We start from the raw sequence: 18084 nt of genomic DNA, 5'->3' as shown, positions 1-18084 counted from the left end.
CCGACGTCCCCGACGTCCCCGACGTCCCCGCCTCCTCCGCTGGACCCGTGCCCTTCACCGCGCGCTGGTCAGGCATTCCCGCTCCCGCTCGTGCTCTCCTCGCCGGCGCCGCTCTGACCGTTCTGGCCGCGCTGCCCGCCCGGGCCACCGCCGAAGCCACCGCCGCCGAAGCCGCCGCCCCCGAAACCGGTCGAGCAGCCCTCGTCGCCGGGCTGGGACAGCGCGATCGAGCTCGCCGTGACGGCTCCGGAGGAGTCGGCGTCGCCGAAGGCCGTCGCGCACAGCCCGGTGGCGATGTCGCTCGTCGCGGCCGTCGCGGTCACGGTGTAGGTGGTCGCGTCGTCGGTCGCGATCGTGGCGGTCTCGCCGTCGGAGGTGGTGACGGTGATCGTCGTCCCGTCGACGGCGGTGACGGTGCCGCTGGTCGGCATGCCGCCGGCGAACCCGCCGCCCGCACCGCCGCCCTGCGGCATATCGGTCGGCATCTCGCCGCCGTTCGGCATGTCGGTGGGCATCTCGCCGCCGTTCGGCATGTCGGTCGGGAGGTCGGTCGGCGTCTCGCCGCCCTCGGGCAGCTGCCCTCCGCCCGGCATCCCGCCGCCCATCCCGCCGCCGAACCCGGCGGCGCACGTGCCGTCGTCGCCCGGCTGGGTGAGCGCGACCGAGACGGCGACGTCGTCGGTGAGCTGCGCCGTCGCGCACAGACCGGCGACCACGTCGGCGATCGTGCCGTCGGCGGCGAGCGTGACGCTCGTGTCGTCGGTCCAGGTCACGGCCGTCTGCTCGTCGTCGCCCTGCACCTGCGCGGTGCTGCCGGTGACGAGCACGATCTCGCCGGACACGCCGCCGCGATCGGCGTCGCCGCCCGCACCGCCGCCGAGCGCGCCCTGCCCGCCGTCGGGCGCCGCGGAGGCGTCCACGGACGGCGCCGCGGAGGCGTCGGAGTTGCCCGCGGCCTCGGACGTGCCGGTCGAGCAGGACGCGACGAGCGCGGTGGCTGCCGCGAGCGCGGTGAGGGCGACGAGGCGGGAGGGCCGCAGGGATGCCCGCCGCGATGCCCGTGGCGAGCGGGAGGGAGTGAGTGCACGCATGAAGAGCCTTTCGGGTGGGTCACTCGCTGCGGAGTGCGTCGATGGGGGCGAGCCGTGCGGCCCGCGCTGCCGGGTAGGTGCCGAAGAGGAGGCCGATGCCGAGGGCCACCGCGATCGATCCGGCGATCGCCACGCCGGAGACGACGATCGAGGAGCCGAGCACGCTCGGGAGCGTGAGCGCCGCGACCACGCCGAGCCCGACGCCGAGCACGCCGCCCGCCAGCCCGAGGATCGAGGCCTCGGTGAGGAACTGTCGCCGGATCACGCGGGGCGGTGCGCCGAGCGCCTTGCGCAGGCCGATCTCCCGGGTCCGCTCGGTGACCGACACGAGCATGATGTTCATGACGCCGATCCCACCGACCAGCAAGGAAAGGGCAGCGATTCCGGTCAGCAGCACCGTCAGGGTGCGGTAGACCGACGTCGCCGTCTCCACGAGGGCGTCCTGGCTGGAGATCGAGAAGTCCGCCGAGTCGGCGTTGGTGATGCCGTGCAGGTTGAGCAGCAGCGTCTCGGCCTCCTGGTACGCCGCCGAGATGACGGTCGTGTCCACAGCCTTGAGGTAGATCGTCGACACCGTGGTCGGGTTCGTCCCGATGAGGTCGGAGCCCACGACGGCGAGAGGCAGCACCGCGAGGTCGTCCAGGTTCGTCTCGCTCGAGGACCCGGCCGAGTCCAGCACGCCGACCACCGTGAACGGCAGGTCGGATATGGTCACGCTGCGTCCGACGACGTCGGTGCTGCCGAACAGCTCGGTCGCGGCCTCGGACCCGAGCACCACCTGCGAGGTGGAGTCGGGGTCGACGAACTCGCCCGAGGACAGCGTCCGTGAGCGCACCTCGAGCCAGTCGGCGGTCACGCCGGTGACCGTGGTGGTCCAGTTCGTGTCGCCCGCCTCGACCGACAGCGACGTGGAGCGCTCGGCGGCCACGGCGTCGACGTCCGGCGTCGCGACCGAGGAGTCCAGCGCCTCGACGTCGGACGTGGTGAGCGTGGCGGCCGAGCCGAACCCGCCGCGCATGCCGGAGGAGTCGATGCTCGAGCCAGGCGTGACGATGAGGAGGTTGGAGCCGAGCGAGCTGATCTGCGCGCTGACGTCCTTCTGGGTGCCCAGGCCGAGCCCGACCGTGAGGATCACCGCGGCGATGCCGATGAGGATCCCGAGCGTGGTCAGGAGCGAGCGCATCGAGTGCGCGCGGATCGAGCTCCAGCCGGTGAGGAGGGTCTCGCGCCAGCTCATGCCGTGGCCCCCTGCTCGGTGACCGCGGTCGGGAACGAACGAGCCCCGGTGTCCTCGGCGATGAGCCCGTCCCGCACCCGCACCACGCGCGCGGCCCGCGAGGCCACCTCGTCCTCGTGCGTGATGAGCACGACGGTGCGCCCGGAGGCGTGCAGCTCGTCGAACAGCGCGAGCACGTCGTCGGTCGAGGACGAGTCGAGGTTGCCCGTGGGCTCGTCCGCCAGGATCAGCGCGGGCTCGCCCACCAGGGCACGCGCGACGGCCACGCGCTGCTGCTGACCGCCGGACATCTGGCCCGGCCGGTTGGGCGCCTTGTCGGCGAGCCCGACCCGGTCCAGCGCCCTGACCGCCGCCTCCTCGCGGGCCCGGCGGGCCGCGCGAGCACTCTGCCCGGGGTTCTGGCGGTAGGTCAGCGGCAGCATGACGTTGCCCTTGGCCGAGAGCGACGGCAGCAGGTGGAACTGCTGGAAGACGAACCCCACCTCGCGGTTGCGGATGTCGGCGAGGTCCTCCTCGTCCAGGTCCGCGACGTCGTGCCCGGCGAGCGCGTACGACCCGCTGGTCAGCACGTCGAGGCACCCGAGGATGTTCATGAGCGTCGACTTGCCCGACCCCGAGGGGCCCATGATCGCGACGTACTCGCCCCGGTCGATCCGCAGCGTGACGCCGCGCAGCGCCTCGAACGTGATGGCGCCCGTGGTGTAGGTCTTCCGCGCGTCGACGAGGTCGATGACCGGACCAGGGACGTCCTCCTCGGCGAGCGCCGGCTCGTCGTCGTGGCCGAGCAGCAGCGCGCTCATCCCTGACCGCCGGGGAACCCGCCGGAGAAGTCCGGCATCTGGCCGTCTCCGCCGGGGAGCTCGCCGCCGCCGGGGAGCTGGCCCTGCTGGTCCTGCGTTCCGGTGCCGGACGTGTCCTGCGACGCGATCGCGACCGTGTACTGCACGGTGTCGCCCTCGGACAGGCCCGACGTGATCTCGACCGTGGAGCCCGACGTCTCGCCGAGCTCCACGGTGGTCGTCATGGTCTCGACCGCGTTCGCCGAGTCGGCGTCGGCGGACCCGGCCGTGCTGTCACCGCCGGGCGTCGCGCCGTCGCTCGCTGCGCCGTCGGACGTCCCGCTCGAGGTGACGAGCTCGACGGTCGCCGTGCCGTCGGCGTTCTGCGTCACTGCGGCCGACGGGATCGCCAGGACGTCCGTGCGGCGGGAGTAGATGATGCTCACGTCGACCGCGACGCCGTCGTAGAGGCCCTCGCCGTCGCCCGTGACCTCGATCGTGACCGGGTAGGTCACCGATCCGGAGGAGGAGCTCGGCAGCTTCCCGATCTCGGTGACGACGCCGAAGATCGTGCCGCTCACGTCGTCGGAGGTCATCTCGACCTGGTTGCCGACGGCCAGGTTCGCCACGTCCGACTCGCCCACCGAGACCGACACGGTCCACGCGTCGGTGCCGACGATCGTGAAGGCGCCGCTCGCCGTCGTCGTGGTGCTCGAGCCCGTCGAACCGCCGGCGCCGGTCGCGCCGGTCGTCCCGCCGCCGGCGCTCGCCGAGGACGAGCCGGACACCGCGTCCCCGACGGCGACGCCCACGCTGGTCACCAGGCCCGCCACGGGCGCGACGAGCGTCGCGTCGGCCATTGCGGCCTCGGCGTCGTCGTAGGCGCTCTGCGCGACGGCGAGCGCGGCGGTGCGCGACTCGACGAGGGCGTTCGCGCTGTCGCTGTCGTCGTCGGCGTCCTGCGCCTCCTCGAGCGCCGCCTTCGCGACCTCGAGGTCGTAGAGCGCCTCGGTGCGGGTGGCGTCGAGCTGCAGGGTGTCGATGGTCGCGAGCGTCTGACCGGCCGTGACGGTGTCGCCCTCGGCGACGTCGACGGTCTGCACGGTGCCCGCGGCGGCGAACGAGATCGTCTCGTTCGCGGCCGGCGTCAGCGTGCCCGAGGTCGTGACGGACTGCTCGAAGGTGGTCAGCGTGGCCTGGGCGGTGAGCATCTGGCTCGTCGCGCTCGTCGTGGCCGCCTGTGCGGGCCGCATCACGGCGAACCAGAGCACGGCGGCGACGGCGAGCACGAGCACAGCGCCCGCGGCGACCAGGACGCGGGGTCGGGGGAGGTGGAGTCTCACGGGCCGGGACGCTAGGGGCGTGCTCTGGCGCGGTTCTCAGCGGAACCTGTCAGGACACTGTGAGTGGGGGTGTGGTCCACCGCGCTGCCGGCCGTGCCGCCCGGCGCGGTGCTCGGAACGCCGGTTCCCACGCCCGGCGGAGCGCCGCTCCCGACCCCGGATGGGCCCTCCCGGGCTCCGTCGGGGCGCTTTGACTGGTGGTCCCGCCGCATTGACTGGTCAGATCGTCTCGGGGCCCTGTTGTGGGTGCATTCACGCAGGTCGCCGTGCGCTCCGCCGATCTGACCAGTCAATGCGGCGGGGCGACCAGTCAATCCGTCGGGATCTGGCGGCAGACCTCCGCGTTCGGCTTCACGGCCGCGCCGTCGGCTGCGCTGGCCGCTGTGGCGCTCGCCGCGGTGGGTCACCTGCTCGCGACGCCGGTGCTCGCCGTCGGGCTCCTGCTCCCCGTGCTGTGGGAGGTCTCGTGCGGAAGACGCGTGCGCGGGCGCCGCTGACGGGGTAGGTTTTCGCTAATCAACTTAGCGAGGTGGACTGCGTGCCCACACTGCCCCTGCCGGTGTCGACGGAGAGCGCGCTCGCCCAGGTGCGCGCTCGGCTGGAGGAGTACGTCGCGCGCTGCGTCGCGGGTGCGAGCGGTCCGGAGTCGGAGCGGCTCTGGCGCGTGGCCGGGGACAGCCTGCGCGGCGGGAAGCTCGTCCGCCCCGCGATCCTCCTCGTCGCCGCCGAGGCGCTCGACGGCGAGGAGCACCGCGCGGTCGACTCCGGCGCCAGGCTCGACCTCGCCGTCGCCGTCGAGCTGCTGCACTCCGCCTTCCTGCTGCACGACGACGTGATCGACCACGACGTGCTGCGCCGCGGCGAGCCGAACCTCATCGGCCGCGCGCACGAGGTGGCCGGGCAGGAGTTGGGCCGCGCGTCGCACCGGCGGCTCGGCGAGGCCGCCGGCATCCTCGCCGCGGACGTGCTGCTCGCGGACGCGCACCAGCTCGTCGCCCGGCTCGACGTGCCGCACGACGTACGGCTGCGGATGCTCGACGTGCTCGGCGAGACGCTCGCGCAGTCGGTGGCCGGCGAGCTCGCGGACGTCCTGTACTCGCTGCCCGAGACCTCGCCCGACGTCGAGGCCGTGCTCGCGATGTCGGCGCGCAAGACGGGCGTCTACACGGTCCGGCTACCGCTCCTGCTGGCGCTCGCCGTCGCGGGCGCGCGGGTGCCGACCGGCCTGGAGGAGTACTGCACGTCCCTCGGCCTGGCCTTCCAGCTGCAGGACGACGTCCTCGGGGTGTTCGGCGACCCCGAGGAGGTGGGCAAGGACCCCTACTCCGACATCCGCGAGGGCAAGGTCACCGCGCTAGTGGCGTGGGTGCGCGCCGGCGCGGACTGGCCGCGGCTGGCGTCGCTGCTCGGCCGGGGTGACCTCACGGCGCGTGAGGCCCAGGAGGCGGTCGACCTCATCGAGTCCTCCGGGGCACGCGCCGCCGTCGAGCAGGACGCGGCGATGCACCTGGCCGACGCGCTCGCGCAGGCCGCCCGGATCGGCGAGCAGCCCGGCTACGCAGCGTTCGGCGCGGTGCTCGAGGGCGTCGCGCGCGCCATCGCGGAGCGGAGGTCGTGACGGCCCCCGACGCCGCCCGCCTCGCGCTCTACACGCGTGCCGCACGGGTGGCCGCCGACGGCGTGATCCGCAGCTACTCGACCTCGTTCGGCCTCGCGACCGCGCTGCTGCCCGACCGTTGCCGCGACCACGTGCGGGCCGTCTACGCGATGGTCCGCGTCGCGGACGAGATCGTCGACGGCGTGGCCGCCGAGGCCGGCCTCGACGCTGACGCCCAGCGCGCCGCCCTCGACGCCTACGAGGCCGCGACCTACGAGGCGATGGCCACGGGGTTCGCGGCCGACCTGGTGCTGCACGCGTTCGCCGCCACGGCCCGCGCGTGCGGCATCACGCGCGACGTGGTCGAGCCGTTCTTCGCGTCCATGCGGATGGACCTCGACCCGCGCTCCCTCACGCCCGCCGAGCAGGCGCGGTACGTGTACGGCTCGGCCGAGGTGGTCGGCCTCATGTGCCTGCCGATCTACCTCGACGGGCATCGCGTGTCCGACGGCGAGCACGCGGTTCTCGTGCGGGGTGCCCGGGCGCTGGGGGCGGCCTTTCAGAACGTCAACTTCCTTCGTGACCTCGCCGACGACGCAGGGCGGCTGGGGCGGGGGTATCTGCCGGCGGTGGGTGAGGGGAACGGTGCTGGTGCTGGTGCTGGTGCTGGTGCTGGTGCTGGTGCTGGTGCTGCGCACGGCGGCGCGCCGAGCGCGGGTGGCGCCCGCGCCGGCCGGCCGGACGAGCCGCCGGACGGGCCGCTCGACGCGCCGCTGGACGAGGCGGGCAAGCGCGCGTGGGTGCGGCGGATCCGCGCCGACCTGCGCACCGCCGACGAGGGCCTCGCGCTCCTGCCGGCCGACGTGCGCCCCGCCGTGCGCGCGGCGCGCCTGCTGTTCGGCGAGCTCACCGCGCGGATCGCGGCCACCCCGGTGCACGAGCTGTACCGCGAACGGGTGAGCGTCCCCACGCCGGTCAAGCTGCGTCTCGTGGCGCGCGCGGTCCTCGCCGACCCGGCGCCGCTGCTGGACGGGGGGTGGCACCCGTGGCGCGCGTGATCGTGATCGGCGCGGGTGTCGCCGGCCTCGCGACCGCCGCCCTGCTCGCGCGCGACGGGCACGACGTGCACGTGCTCGAGCGAGGCTCCCGCGTGGGCGGACGCGCGGGCCGGATCGACGACGCGGGCTTCGTGTTCGACACCGGTCCGTCCTGGTACCTCATGCCCGCGCAGTACGACCACTTCTTCCGGATGCTCGGCACGAGCGCCGAGGCCGAGCTCGACCTGCGCACGCTCGACCCGGGCTACCGCGTGCTGCACGGGCCCGGCGCACAGGGCGGGCCGCTCTCGCGCGTCGGCCCCGACGACGTCGAGTCCTTCGACGTGCCCTGGGGCGAACCGGCCGCTCGCGCCGCGTTCGAGGCGCGCGAGCCCGGCGCCGGCGCGGCGCTCGCGGAGTACCTCGCCACCGCGCGGCAGGCCCTCGACCTGTCGCTGGCCGCGTTCCTCTACAACCCGTTCACCTCGGTGCAGCCGTTCCTCGACCCCGAGGTCCGGCGCGCGGCGCCGGCCCTCGCGCGGTGGCTCGTGACCTCGCTCGCGGGGCACGCCGGACGGCGGTTCGCCGATCCCGTGCTGCGCGAGGTGCTGAGCTACCCCGCCGTGTTCCTCGGCGTGGACCCGCGGCGCGCCCCGGCCATCTACCACCTCATGAGCCAGGTCGACCTGTCCGACGGCGTGCGCTACCCGGTCGGCGGGTTCACCGGGGTCGTGGCGGCGCTGGAGCGGCTCGCCCGCACGGCCGGGGTCCGGATCACGCTCGACGCGACCGTCGACGCCCTCGCGGTCACCGGACGCGGCCGCCGCGGTCACGTGCGCGGCGTGGAGTGGACCGACGTCCGCGGGCGCGCGCACCGCACGCCGGCCGACGTCGTCGTCTCGACCGCCGACCTGCACCACACCGAGACCCGGCTCGTGCCGCCCACCTACCGCACCTACCCCGAGCGCTCCTGGCGGCGGGTCACGCCCGGGCCCTCCGCCGTCCTCGTGATGCTCGGCGTGCGCGGTGCGCTGCCCGAGCTGCCGCACCACACCCTGGCGTTCACGCAGGACTGGGAGCGCAGCCTCGACGCCGTGTTCGGCGGGGGCGAGCTGCCCTCGCCGACGTCGCTGTACGTCTGCCGGCCGTCCGCGACCGACGACGGCGTCGCACCCCCCGGGCACGAGAACCTCTTCGTGCTCATCCCGGTCTCGGGCGACGTCGGGCTGGGGCACGGGACCGGGTACCCGGCGCCGTTCGTGCGCGACGGCGCGCCTTCCGAGAGCGAGTCGCCCGACGGCGAGCGCACGGACGCCACCATCGCACCGAGCGCGTCGGTCGGGTCGGACGAGTCGACCGCGTCGGCCGGGTCGGCCGGATCTGCCGGGTCTGCCGGGTCTACCGGCGCTCGCCGCGCGGACCCGCGCGTCGAGCGGATCGCCGACCTCGCCGTCGAGCAGATCGCGCGCTGGACGGGCGTGACCGACCTCGCCGAACGCGTCGTGGTGCGGCACACGATCGGGCCCGCCGACTTCGCCGACGACTACCACTCCTGGCGCGGCGGCATGCTCGGGCCCGCGCACACGCTCGCGCAGTCCGCGATGTTCCGGCGTGGCCCGCGCTCGCGGCGCGTGCGCGGGCTGTACTACGCGGGCGGCACGGCCTCGCCCGGGGTCGGCGTGCCGATGTGCCTCATCTCGGCCGAGCTCGTGCTCAAGCTGGTGCGCGGGGACGCCTCGGGCGGGCCGCTGCCCGAGCCGGCGCCCGCGCAGTCCAGCGAGCCGGGGGCCGGGTCGAGCGATCGTCCGGCGCCGGGCCTCGCGAGCGAGCCGACGCGCGAGGCGGGCGTCGAGCCGGACGCGGGTCCGCCGTCGTGAGCCGCGCATGCTGAGGTCGACCGCGGTCCGGCCGCCCGCCGCGCACCGCGTGCCGATGGGGCGCGTGGTCGCGGGCCAGGTGGCGTGGATCGCGCTGCTGGCCGCGCTCGCGGTGCAGGCGAGCTTCGCGATCACGTGGGGCGGCACGCTGCGCCAGACCGTGGCGAGCGTGTGCCTCATGGCGCTCACCGCGGTGCTGCACGCCGCTTCGGTGGGCGGCTGGCGGTTCGCGCTCGGCGTCGGCGGCGGCGTGGCGGCGCTCGGCCTGGTCGCGGAGGCGGTCGGGGTCGCGACCGGCTTCCCGTTCGGCGAGTATGCCTACACGGGCGGGCTCGGGCCCTCGGTGCTCGGGGTCTCGGCGCTGGTGCTGCTCGCCTGGACGACGCTCGCGTACCCCGCCTGGGTGGTGGCGCGCCGGCTCGTGCCGGTCCGACGAGTGCCGGGCACGGGACGCGAAGCGTGGTGGCGCTGGGTCGCGCGGCACCTGGTGGCGGCGTGGGCGCTCACGGCGTGGGACGTGTTCCTCGACCCGCAGATGGTCGACGCCGGCAACTGGGGCTGGGCCAACCCGGAACCGTCGCTGCCCGGCACACCCGGCATCCCGCTCACCAACTACGCGGGCTGGCTCGGGGTGTCGTTCGCGATGGCGGTGCTCATCTCGGCGTCCTACACCTGGGCGCGGCGCGCGGCGACCCCGGGGGCGGGCGACGTCGGCACCCGCGCTACGCAGTGGCCGGACGCCATCCCCTACGCGGTCTACGTGTGGACGTGGCTCACGTGCGTCGCGGGCAACCTCACGTTCTGGCCGCGACCCTCGGTGGCGCTCGCGGGCGGCCTCGCGATGGGGGTGATCGCCGTGCCGCTGCTCGTCACGTTGTGGCGCGGGCGGCTGCGGTTCGGGCCGCGTGCCCCGGACACCCCGCGCAACCAGCGCACTCCAGACACCCCGGGCACTCCAGACACCCGGGGCACTCCGGGCGGCGGAGATCCCCGATGAGCCGCGTCGTCGTGGTCGGGGCCGGCCTCGGAGGCCTCGCCGCCGCTGCGCGTCTCGCCGCGGGCGGCCACGAGGTGACCGTGCTGGAGCAGGCGCCCGACGTGGGTGGCAAGCTCGCCGTCGAGCGCTGGCGGGGCTACTCCTTCGACACGGGACCGTCGCTGCTCACGATGCCCGACGTGCTCAGCGAGCTGTTCGAGGCGACCGGCGGGCCGCCGGCCGGGCTGCGCCTGGAGCGGCTCGAGACCGCCTGCCGCTACACGTTCGGCGACGGCACCGTGCTCGACCTGCCCGGCCGGCGCGAGGAGATCCCCGCCGCGCTGGACGCCGCGCTCGGGCCGGGTCGCGGCGCGCAGTGGGCGGACCTGCTCGCCCGCGCCGAGCGGATGTGGCACGTGGTGCGCGAGCCGTTCCTCTCCTCGCCGATCACGGCCGCGACGCTGCCGGCGATGGTGAGCTCCGGCGTCGGGCTCGCGGAGGTGGCGCCGTGGCTGTCGCTGCGCGCGTACGGCGCGCAGAGCCTGCGCGACCCGCGCCTGGTGATGCTGCTCGACCGCTACGCGACCTACACGGGCAGCGATCCGCGGCGGGCGCCGTCGCCGCTGGTCACGGTGCCGTTCGCCGAGCAGGAGTACGGCTCCTGGTACGTGCCGGGCGGACTCGGCGAGATCGCGCGCGCGGTGCGCGAGCGTGCCGAGTCGCTCGGTGCGCGGGTGCACACGGGGGTGCGGGTCGCGCGGATCGAGCAGGCGGACGGGCGGGTGAGCGGCGTGGTGACGTCCGACGGCGAGCGGATGCCCGCCGACGTCGTCGTCGCCAACGCGGACGCCGCCTCGGTCTACGGGATGCTCGACGGCGAGGCCCCCCTGCGCACGCGGCTCGCCACGGCCGCGGCGCGCGTCCGCGTGGGGCTCGCGACGCCGTCGCTCGGCGGGTTCGTGCTGCTGCTCGCGTTCGAGGGGCTGCCGGAGGAGCTGCGGGGGGTGCACCACCGCGTGCTGTTCGCGGAGGACTACGACGGCGAGTTCGACGCGATCTTCCCGTCGCTCGGGGCGCGGGCGGTGGGCGCGCGGCCGCGGCCGGTGCGGCGCCCGACCGTCTACGTGACGGCCCCCGACGATCCCGCGGTGCTTCCCGACGGCGTGGCCGGTGCGGGTGCCTGGTTCGTGCTCGTGAACGCGCCGCGACACGATCCGGCCCGCGGGTGCGACTGGCGCGCGCCCGGCCTCGCCGACGCCTACGCCGACCACGTGCTGGCAGTCCTCGCCTCGCGCGGGCTCGACGTGCGGCCGTACCTGGTGCAGCGGCTCGTCCGCACGCCCGCCGACCTCGAGCGCGCGACCCTCACGCCCGGCGGCTCGATCTACGGGACGTCCTCGAACGGGCCGCTCGCCGCGTTCCTGCGGCCGGCCAACCGCGGCCCGGTGGAGGGGCTGCACCTCGTGGGCGGGTCCGCACACCCGGGCGGCGGGCTGCCGCTCGTGATGCTGTCGGCGCGGATCGTGGCCGAGATGGTCGGGAGCGCGGCTTAGGGCTGGGTCGCGGTCCGGACAGACCGGTGGCCCAGCGGGTCGGGTCCGCGTAGCCTGCGAGACGTCCGGCCGGGTCGCCGAGGTGGTGACCTGCGATCTGGGGTGCGCCTCGGGTCAGCCGGCCGTCCAGGACGTGGAGGCGCCCTTGCCCCTGCCCGAGCGCCCGCAGCCGCCCGCGATGGACCTCACACTGCTCTGGCTCGACGGGCGCGGTCAGCGCCCCGGATGACGTCTCGGGAACGGTGTGACCCCCGGGAGTCCCAGCCCCTGGCGCCTTGGGCCTTGCGCGGCCAACGCGGTGCCGCCACTGGACAGCCACAGCGCTGTTGCCCCACTGGCGCGGCCGGCGACCCGGATGGCGTCTCGGAAACGGCGTGATCCCGCGGATTCACAGCCTCTGGCGCCTTGCACGGACACGGTGGTTCCGACGCTGCACAGCCACAGCGCTGTGGCTGTGCAGCGTCCGCGCCTTCCGGCTTGTGGTCGCCCGTCGCACCGCGACCCGCGTCGTGACCCGCGGATTCGTGCGGCTCCCGCGCTCCGCACCCCCGACAGCCCAGGCCTCGTCGCGGCCACAGCGCTGACGATCGGGATGGCGACGTCATGCGGAACCCCTTGATCGAGGCGAGGCTTCTATGGTTACCTACTCAGGTAACTAACCGGCGAACCGCGGAGGACTCGTGATCGAGGAGGGTCGGGCGCTGTTCCTGCAGATCGCCGAAGGGATCGAGGACTCGATCCTGGACGGCAGCCTGCCGGAGGAGACGCGCGCACCCTCGACCAACGAGCTCGCCGCGTTCTACCGGATCAACCCCGCAACGGCCGCGAAGGGAGTGGGTCTGCTCGTGGACAAGGGCGTGATCTACAAGCAGCGCGGCATCGGCATGTTCGTCGCGACCGGAGCACGCGCCGCCGTGCTGGCCGAGCGTCGCGCGGCGTTCGCCGACCGGTTCGTCGATCCCCTGCTCGCCGAGGCGCGGTCGCTCGGGCTCGGCCCAGACGAGCTCGCCGTGCTGGTCCGGGACCGGGCCGCATCGGTGAGTGGCGCGGCGGCCGCCCCGCCATCCGGTGTCCCGACGTCGGCGGTCGGCGTGACGACGGCCAACGCCGCACCCCTCATCCCCGCGGCCACGGCCGCGCCCACCTCGCCCGCCACCCCGTTCCCCACCCCCACCCCCTCCCAGACCACCCCCGACTCCTTCGGAGGAGCGCGATGACCAGCGTGATCGAGGTCGAGCACCTCACCAAGCGGTACGGCGACACCCTCGCCGTCGACGACGTCTCCCTCGCCCTCGAGAAGGATGCGATCTACGGCCTTCTCGGCCGCAACGGCGCGGGCAAGACCACCCTGATGTCCATCCTCACGGCCCAGGGCTTCGCGACCTCGGGCAGCGTGCGCATCTTCGGGCAGCGGCCGTACGAGAACGCCGCCGTGCTGCAGCGCATGTGCTTCGTCCGCGAGGGCCAGAAGTACCCCGACGACGCCAAGCCCTGGCACGCGTTCCGGATGGCCCGCCTCTTCTTCCCGAACTGGGACCAGGACGTGTGCGACTCCCTCGTCGCGCAGTTCCAGCTCCCGATGAACCGCACGATCAAGAAGCTCTCGCGCGGTCAGCTGTCCGCCGTCGGCGTCGTGATCGGCCTCGCCTCCCGCGCGGAGATCACGTTCTTCGACGAGCCCTACCTGGGCCTCGACGCCGTCGCGCGCCAGATCTTCTACGACCGCCTCCTCGAGGACTACGCCGAGCACCCGCGCACGGTGCTGCTGTCGAGCCACCTCATCGACGAGGTCGCCAACCTCCTCGAGCGCGTCGTCGTGATCGACGCCGGCCGGATCGTGATGGACGCCGAGACCGACGCCGTGCGCGACCTCGCGAGCACGGTGGTCGGCGACGCCGACGCTGTCGAGCGCTTCGTCGTCGGGCGCGAGGTCCTGCACCGCGAGTCGCTCGGCCGGGTCGCCTCGGTCACCGTGCTGGGGACGCTCACCGACGCCGACCGCCGCGCGCTCGCCGAGGCGAGGCTCGACGTCGCCCCGGTGTCGTTGCAGCAGCTCGTGGTGCGCACGACCCAGGCGGCGGCCCGACGGCGAGCCGCCGGGGACACCGAGGCCGGCGCCTGGGGGATGGAGAGCGCACGCGACGCCGCCGCGGTGGGCGCCGCCGACGGCGGCGCCACACCCGACACCACCCGCACCGCCGAGAAGGGAGTACTCCGATGAGTCGGACCGTGAACGTCGTGCGCATGCAGCTCGTCAACAAGCAGACGTTCGGCTGGGTGCCCCTGGCCATCCTCGTGGGCGCCCTCGCGGTCACGCTCGCGATCTGGGCGATGGTCCCGGACGGGGGAGCGCTGTACAGCGGCGGCGCGCAGGCGCCGTTCTGGTACTTCGCCGTCATCGGGGTGCAGGCCCTCACGCTGACGTTCCCGTTCTCCCAGGCGATGAGCGTGACGCGGCGTGAGTTCTACCTGGGCACGCTCCTGACGGCGGCGCTGGCCGCGGCCGTGCTCACGGTCGTGTTCCTCGTCGGCGGGTTCGTCGAGCAGGCCACGGACGGCTGGGGGATGAACGGGTACTTCTTCACGTTCCCGTGGATCTGGGACGCCGGCGCGCCGGTCGCGGCGGCGTTCTACTTCGTCCTCTCGATGCTGTCCTTCGTCGCGGGGTTCACGGGCGCGACGCTCTACAAGCGCTTCGGCGCCTTCTGGCTCGTCGTCGTGTCCGTGGGGCTCGTGCTCGTCCTCATCGCGGCCGCGTGGCTCGTCACGCGCGCCGGGGCGTGGTCGGACGTCATGGGCTGGCTGCTCACGAGCGGCGTGGGCGGGCTGACCGCGGTGCTCGCCGGGATCACGGTGGTGGTCGCGCTCGTCGCGTTCCCGTTGCTGCGGCGCGCCGTGCCCTGAGCGCGCTCGCGGGGCTCGCCCCGGTCCGCGCGCTCAGGGACGCCGGGACTCACGACCAGGGGATCGCGTCCGCCCCGTCCGCCGGCGGCGCGGTGTGGTTCCAGTGCTCCGCGGTCTGCAGCACCCAGAACGCGACAAACGCGAGCAGCAGCACGATCTCGAGCCAGAACGTCACGGGGAACGTCTCGGGGACCGCGCCGTCGCCGCGCACGAGGAACACCACGATCGCGACGATCACCGCGGCCGCCATCGTCACCGCGATCCCGTAGTACCACCGGCGGTAGCCCCGCTCGGACATCCGCAGCAGGTCGGCCCCCGGCTGGGTGTTGCGGCCGTTGAGCCACACCACGGCGGTCAGCAGGGCGAAGAACCCGACGGCGCACACGTAGTGCGCGTGCATGAGGAAGCTCGTCCGGCCGAACAGGAACCATGCGCCGAGCGCCGCCCAGGCCAGCGTCGCGGTCGCGACGCCCCGCGTCGTGCGCGAGCGCCACGCCTGTCCGGCGCGCGCCGCCGCGAGCAGGCGCAGCCACACGTACCCGAGCGCTACGACGCCGAGCAGCCCGTACGCCGCCGCGTTGTTCTCCACGCCCGGCACGACGTCCGCCGGCACGCAGGCCACGCCGGGGTCGGGGCAGACGAAGTCGGCCGCGTCGACCGCCGGCAGGGTCGCGAGCACGATCGGCGTGGGCACGAACCCGACGAGCGGCACCAGCAGCCCCGCGAGGTCGAGCAGTCCGTTCTCGAGCCCCGGCCGGCCCTTGATCGCCACGAGCGCGAGCCCGACGGCGAGCAGCACCGACACGAGGACGCCTCGCACGGGCGAGTAGAAGGTCGCGGAGATCGAGGACGGGACGGCGCCGACCCGCACGGACTGCAGCACGACGGAGAAGATGAGCAGCAGCCCCGCGCCGACGAGCGCGACGCGCAGCGCGCGGTAGGTGTCCAGCGTCGCCTCGCTGGTCTCGGAGTGCCGCGGCGCGTGCGCGTCCGTCGAGCCGACCATCGCCTGCCTCCCTCGTCCACCCCGATCGTGCCCTGTGGGGCCGACATCCGCGAGGAGTCGCGGCGGTGCCGCTGGACGCACGCCCACCCGACCGTGTCCGCGCCCGCTCCGACCGCGGCCCAACCCGCCCCGCTTCCCGCGCACGCGCCGCACCCGCTATCGTGGCAGCGCTTCCACGGTGTCGACGTCCGGCCCCACCCCGTGAACGAAGGAGTTCGCAGATGACCACGTTCGGCCCCGACTTCGTCTTCGGCTCGGCGACGGCGAGCTACCAGATCGAGGGGGCGGTGGCCGAGGACGGCCGCGGCCCGTCGATCTGGGACACCTACTCCCACACCCCCGGTGCCACCGAGTACGGCGACACCGGCGACGTCGCGTGCGACCACTACCACCGCTGGCGCGAGGACGTGGGCCACATCGCCGCGCTCGGCCTGGACGCGTACCGCCTCTCGATCGCGTGGCCGCGCGTGCAGCCCACCGGTCGCGGCCCGCTCAACCCGGCCGGCGTCCGGTTCTACCGTGACCTGCTCGACGCGCTCACGGCCGCCGGCGTCCAACCGCTCGTCACGCTCTACCACTGGGACCTGCCGCAGGAGCTGGAGGACGCGGGTGGCTGGGCCAACCGCGACACGGCGTTCGCCTTCGCCGACTACGCGCGTGCGATGGCCCAGGAGCTCGGCGATCGCGTGCACACCTGGACCACGCTCAACGAGCCGTGGTGCACGGCCTACCTCGGCTACGCCTCGGGCGTGCACGCCCCCGGCCGCACCGAGCCGGCCACCGCGCTGGCCGCCGTGCACCACCTCAACCTCGCGCACGGCCTCGCGGTCCAGGCGATCCGCGAGGTCCTGCCGGACGCACGTTGCTCGGTCACCCTGAACTTCCACGTGCTCCGCGCCGCCGACCCGGCCGACCCCGAGGACGCCGACGCCGTGCGCCAGATCGACGCCGTCGCGAACCGCGCGTTCACGGGTCCGATGCTCGAGGGCGCGTACCCCGAGGACCTGATCGCCGACACCGCCGCGATCACCGACTGGTCCTTCGTGCGCGACGGCGACCTCGCCGTCGTGCACCAGCCGCTCACCGCGCTGGGGGTGAACTACTACTCCACGACTATGGTGCGCCGCGCTCCCGAGGGGGACGCGACGTCGGACAACTCCGGCCACCGCGAGTCCGCCGCCTCCCCGTGGGTGGGCGCCGACCGCGTCGCGTTCGTCCGCGAGCCCGGCCCCTACACTGCGATGGGCTGGAACATCGCGCCCGAGGCGCTCACCGAGCTGCTGCTCGACCTGCACCGGCGCTACCCGACGCTGCCGACCGTCGTGACGGAGAACGGGGCCGCGTTCGAGGACGAGGTCTCGCCCGACGGTCGCGTGCACGACCCGCGGCGGGTGTCCTACCTGCACGACCACATCGCCGCCGTCGCGGCGGCGCGGGAGCGCGGCGCCGACGTGCGCGGGTACTTCGCCTGGTCGCTCCTGGACAACTTCGAGTGGGCCTGGGGCTACGCGCGCCGGTTCGGGATCATCCGGGTCGACTACGACACGCTGGAGCGGACGTGGAAGGGCTCCGCGCACTGGTACGCGCGCCTCACCCGCACCCGGGAGCTCCCCGCGGTCGACGACGTCGAGCCGTCCGTCCGCGAGGTCGGCGCGCCGCTGCGCGCCACCAGTCCCGCGGGGGCAGGCGCCGGCTCGCTCAGCGACCCAGGAGCGCGCGCAGCACGCGCGTGACGCCGTGGTCGGCGTTCGTCGGCGCACGGTAGCGCGCCGCGGCCGCCACGTCGGGGTGCGCGTCCGCCATCGCGTAGGACCACGTGGCGCGCGCCAGCATGCCGAGGTCGTTGGGGAAGTCGCCGAACGCCATGGTCTGGTCGGGCGACACCCCGAGCTCCGCCTGGAGCGTGGCGAGCGCGCGACCCTTGTCCGCCGTCGGGCTCATGACGTCGACCCAGACGCCAGCTGACGCGACGACGCGCGCGCCGGGGACCTCGCCGATGCTCCGCCCCACGCCTCGCTCGGCGCCGGCCGGGTCCCACACGGCGACCTTGAGGACGTCGTCCTCGACGGCCGCGAGGTCCGCGACCTCCTCGAGCAGCGGGTAGTACGGCCGCGACGCGGCGAGGAACTGCTCGGCCATCGCCTCGTCGTCGTGCACCGCGTCGAGCGCGACGTAGGCGCTGCGCAGGCCGCACACCACGATCCCGGGGTGCCCGCCCGCGCGGGCGTAGTCGCGCGCCGCCGCCAGCACGTGCCCGACGGCGTGGCGCGGCACGGGGTCGACGGCGATCGGCTGGGTGCCGCGCGCCACGAGGGCGCCGTTCTCGGCGATGATCGTGCGCTGCTCGCCGGTCGGGCTGTCGTCGACCCCACCCGCACCGTCCGGCCAGACCGTGCGCCGGATGCTCTCGAGCTGACGCCCGCTGGCGGGGACGAGGGTGATGCCCCGCTCCGCGAGGGCGTGCTCGACGGCGGGGAAGTCGGGGTCCAGGCGCTTGTGCGGGTCGAGCAGCGTCCCGTCGAGGTCGACGGCGACGAGTCGGATGTCGGCGGGATCGGGGGTGGGGGTCACCCGGCCATTCTCCCCGGCTCCGTGCTCGCCGCCCCCGTGCCCTCCGGCCTCAAGCCCGCGGCCCGCGTCACCCGCCCCCGTGCCCTCCGGCCTCAAGCCCGCGGCCCGCGTCA

The 18084-nt window shown here is 74.5% G+C and carries 15 protein-coding genes and 1 pseudogene; 10 read left to right on the top strand and 6 right to left on the bottom strand.

The annotated features are described in order from the left end of the window. Nucleotides 1–68: 68 nt before the first annotated feature. The 4 genes from FH969_RS05980 to FH969_RS05965 are packed head-to-tail and all read right to left on the bottom strand — an operon-like array spanning nt 69 to nt 4450. Complete coding sequence (locus tag FH969_RS05980; RefSeq protein ID WP_139986481.1) at nt 69–1091, bottom strand: hypothetical protein; 1023 nt, start codon at nt 1089–1091, stop codon at nt 69–71. A 19-nt stretch (nt 1092–1110) separates the two neighbouring features. Further along, nucleotides 1111–2328: an ABC transporter permease gene (locus FH969_RS05975; RefSeq protein ID WP_139986480.1), complete on the bottom strand. Its 1218-nt coding sequence runs from the start codon at nt 2326–2328 to the stop codon at nt 1111–1113. Next, a complete protein-coding gene (locus FH969_RS05970) occupies nt 2325–3128 on the bottom strand; it encodes an ABC transporter ATP-binding protein (protein WP_139986479.1) in 804 nt (267 codons plus the stop codon). Before FH969_RS05970 ends, FH969_RS05975 begins: the two co-directional genes overlap by 4 nt. Beyond that, nucleotides 3125–4450, bottom strand: coding sequence for an efflux RND transporter periplasmic adaptor subunit (locus FH969_RS05965; protein WP_139986478.1), 1326 nt, complete (start codon nt 4448–4450; stop codon nt 3125–3127). Before FH969_RS05965 ends, FH969_RS05970 begins: the two co-directional genes overlap by 4 nt. A 266-nt stretch (nt 4451–4716) precedes the next feature. Here FH969_RS05965 and FH969_RS05960 point away from each other — a divergent pair, with 266 nt between their 5' ends. The 9 genes and pseudogenes from FH969_RS05960 (at nt 4717) to FH969_RS05920 (ending at nt 14394) form a co-directional block, all read left to right on the top strand. Continuing rightward, nucleotides 4717–4947 carry a hypothetical protein gene (locus tag FH969_RS05960; RefSeq protein WP_139986477.1) on the top strand — a complete coding sequence of 77 codons (231 nt, stop codon included), beginning with the start codon at nt 4717–4719 and terminating at the stop codon, nt 4945–4947. A gap of 41 nt (nt 4948–4988) precedes the next feature. Further along, complete coding sequence (locus FH969_RS05955; RefSeq protein WP_159096477.1) at nt 4989–6068, top strand: polyprenyl synthetase family protein; 1080 nt, start codon at nt 4989–4991, stop codon at nt 6066–6068. Next, nucleotides 6065–7105, top strand: a complete 1041-nt coding sequence (locus tag FH969_RS05950) for a phytoene/squalene synthase family protein (RefSeq protein WP_139986476.1) — start codon at nt 6065–6067, stop codon at nt 7103–7105. The genes FH969_RS05955 and FH969_RS05950 overlap by 4 nt, the downstream gene beginning before the upstream one ends. Next, nucleotides 7093–8961 (top strand): phytoene desaturase family protein, encoded by a 1869-nt coding sequence (gene crtI, locus FH969_RS05945; RefSeq protein WP_180359689.1) that lies wholly within the window; start codon nt 7093–7095, stop codon nt 8959–8961. Before FH969_RS05950 ends, crtI begins: the two co-directional genes overlap by 13 nt. Nucleotides 8962–8968: 7 nt before the next feature. Then, nucleotides 8969–9958 (top strand): carotenoid biosynthesis protein, encoded by a 990-nt coding sequence (locus FH969_RS05940; protein ID WP_139986474.1) that lies wholly within the window; start codon nt 8969–8971, stop codon nt 9956–9958. Further along, nucleotides 9955–11490 carry a phytoene desaturase family protein gene (locus FH969_RS05935; RefSeq protein ID WP_139986473.1) on the top strand — a complete coding sequence of 512 codons (1536 nt, stop codon included), beginning with the start codon at nt 9955–9957 and terminating at the stop codon, nt 11488–11490. The genes FH969_RS05940 and FH969_RS05935 overlap by 4 nt, the downstream gene beginning before the upstream one ends. 680 nt (nt 11491–12170) lie before the next feature. Continuing rightward, nucleotides 12171–12542, top strand: a pseudogene (locus tag FH969_RS05930) (GntR family transcriptional regulator); the annotation flags it as partial. Between the two features lie 161 nt (nt 12543–12703). Further along, a complete protein-coding gene (locus tag FH969_RS05925; RefSeq protein WP_139986472.1) occupies nt 12704–13711 on the top strand; it encodes an ABC transporter ATP-binding protein in 1008 nt (335 codons plus the stop codon). After that, nucleotides 13708–14394, top strand: coding sequence for a hypothetical protein (locus FH969_RS05920; RefSeq protein WP_108718788.1), 687 nt, complete (start codon nt 13708–13710; stop codon nt 14392–14394). The genes FH969_RS05925 and FH969_RS05920 overlap by 4 nt, the downstream gene beginning before the upstream one ends. Nucleotides 14395–14443: 49 nt before the next feature. Here the strand turns inward: FH969_RS05920 and FH969_RS05915 are convergent, their stop codons facing one another. Then, the gene (locus tag FH969_RS05915) at nt 14444–15400 is read right to left on the bottom strand and encodes a hypothetical protein (protein ID WP_139986471.1); all 957 of its coding nucleotides are present in this window, start codon (nt 15398–15400) and stop codon (nt 14444–14446) included. A gap of 221 nt (nt 15401–15621) precedes the next feature. Between FH969_RS05915 and FH969_RS05910 the strand changes: the two genes are divergently transcribed. After that, nucleotides 15622–17133 carry a GH1 family beta-glucosidase gene (locus tag FH969_RS05910; protein WP_139986470.1) on the top strand — a complete coding sequence of 504 codons (1512 nt, stop codon included), beginning with the start codon at nt 15622–15624 and terminating at the stop codon, nt 17131–17133. On the opposite strand, the gene FH969_RS05905 is transcribed toward FH969_RS05910, so the two are convergent. Beyond that, complete coding sequence (locus tag FH969_RS05905) at nt 17099–17971, bottom strand: HAD family hydrolase (protein ID WP_139986469.1); 873 nt, start codon at nt 17969–17971, stop codon at nt 17099–17101. The genes FH969_RS05910 and FH969_RS05905 overlap by 35 nt on opposite strands. Nucleotides 17972–18084 lie beyond the last annotated feature (113 nt).

It is taken from the genome of Miniimonas arenae, assembly GCF_006351005.1.
Classification (GTDB): domain Bacteria; phylum Actinomycetota; class Actinomycetes; order Actinomycetales; family Beutenbergiaceae; genus Miniimonas; species Miniimonas arenae.
Note: the sequence above shows the minus strand (reverse complement) of the source record. Positions and strands in the feature narration are given on the sequence as shown.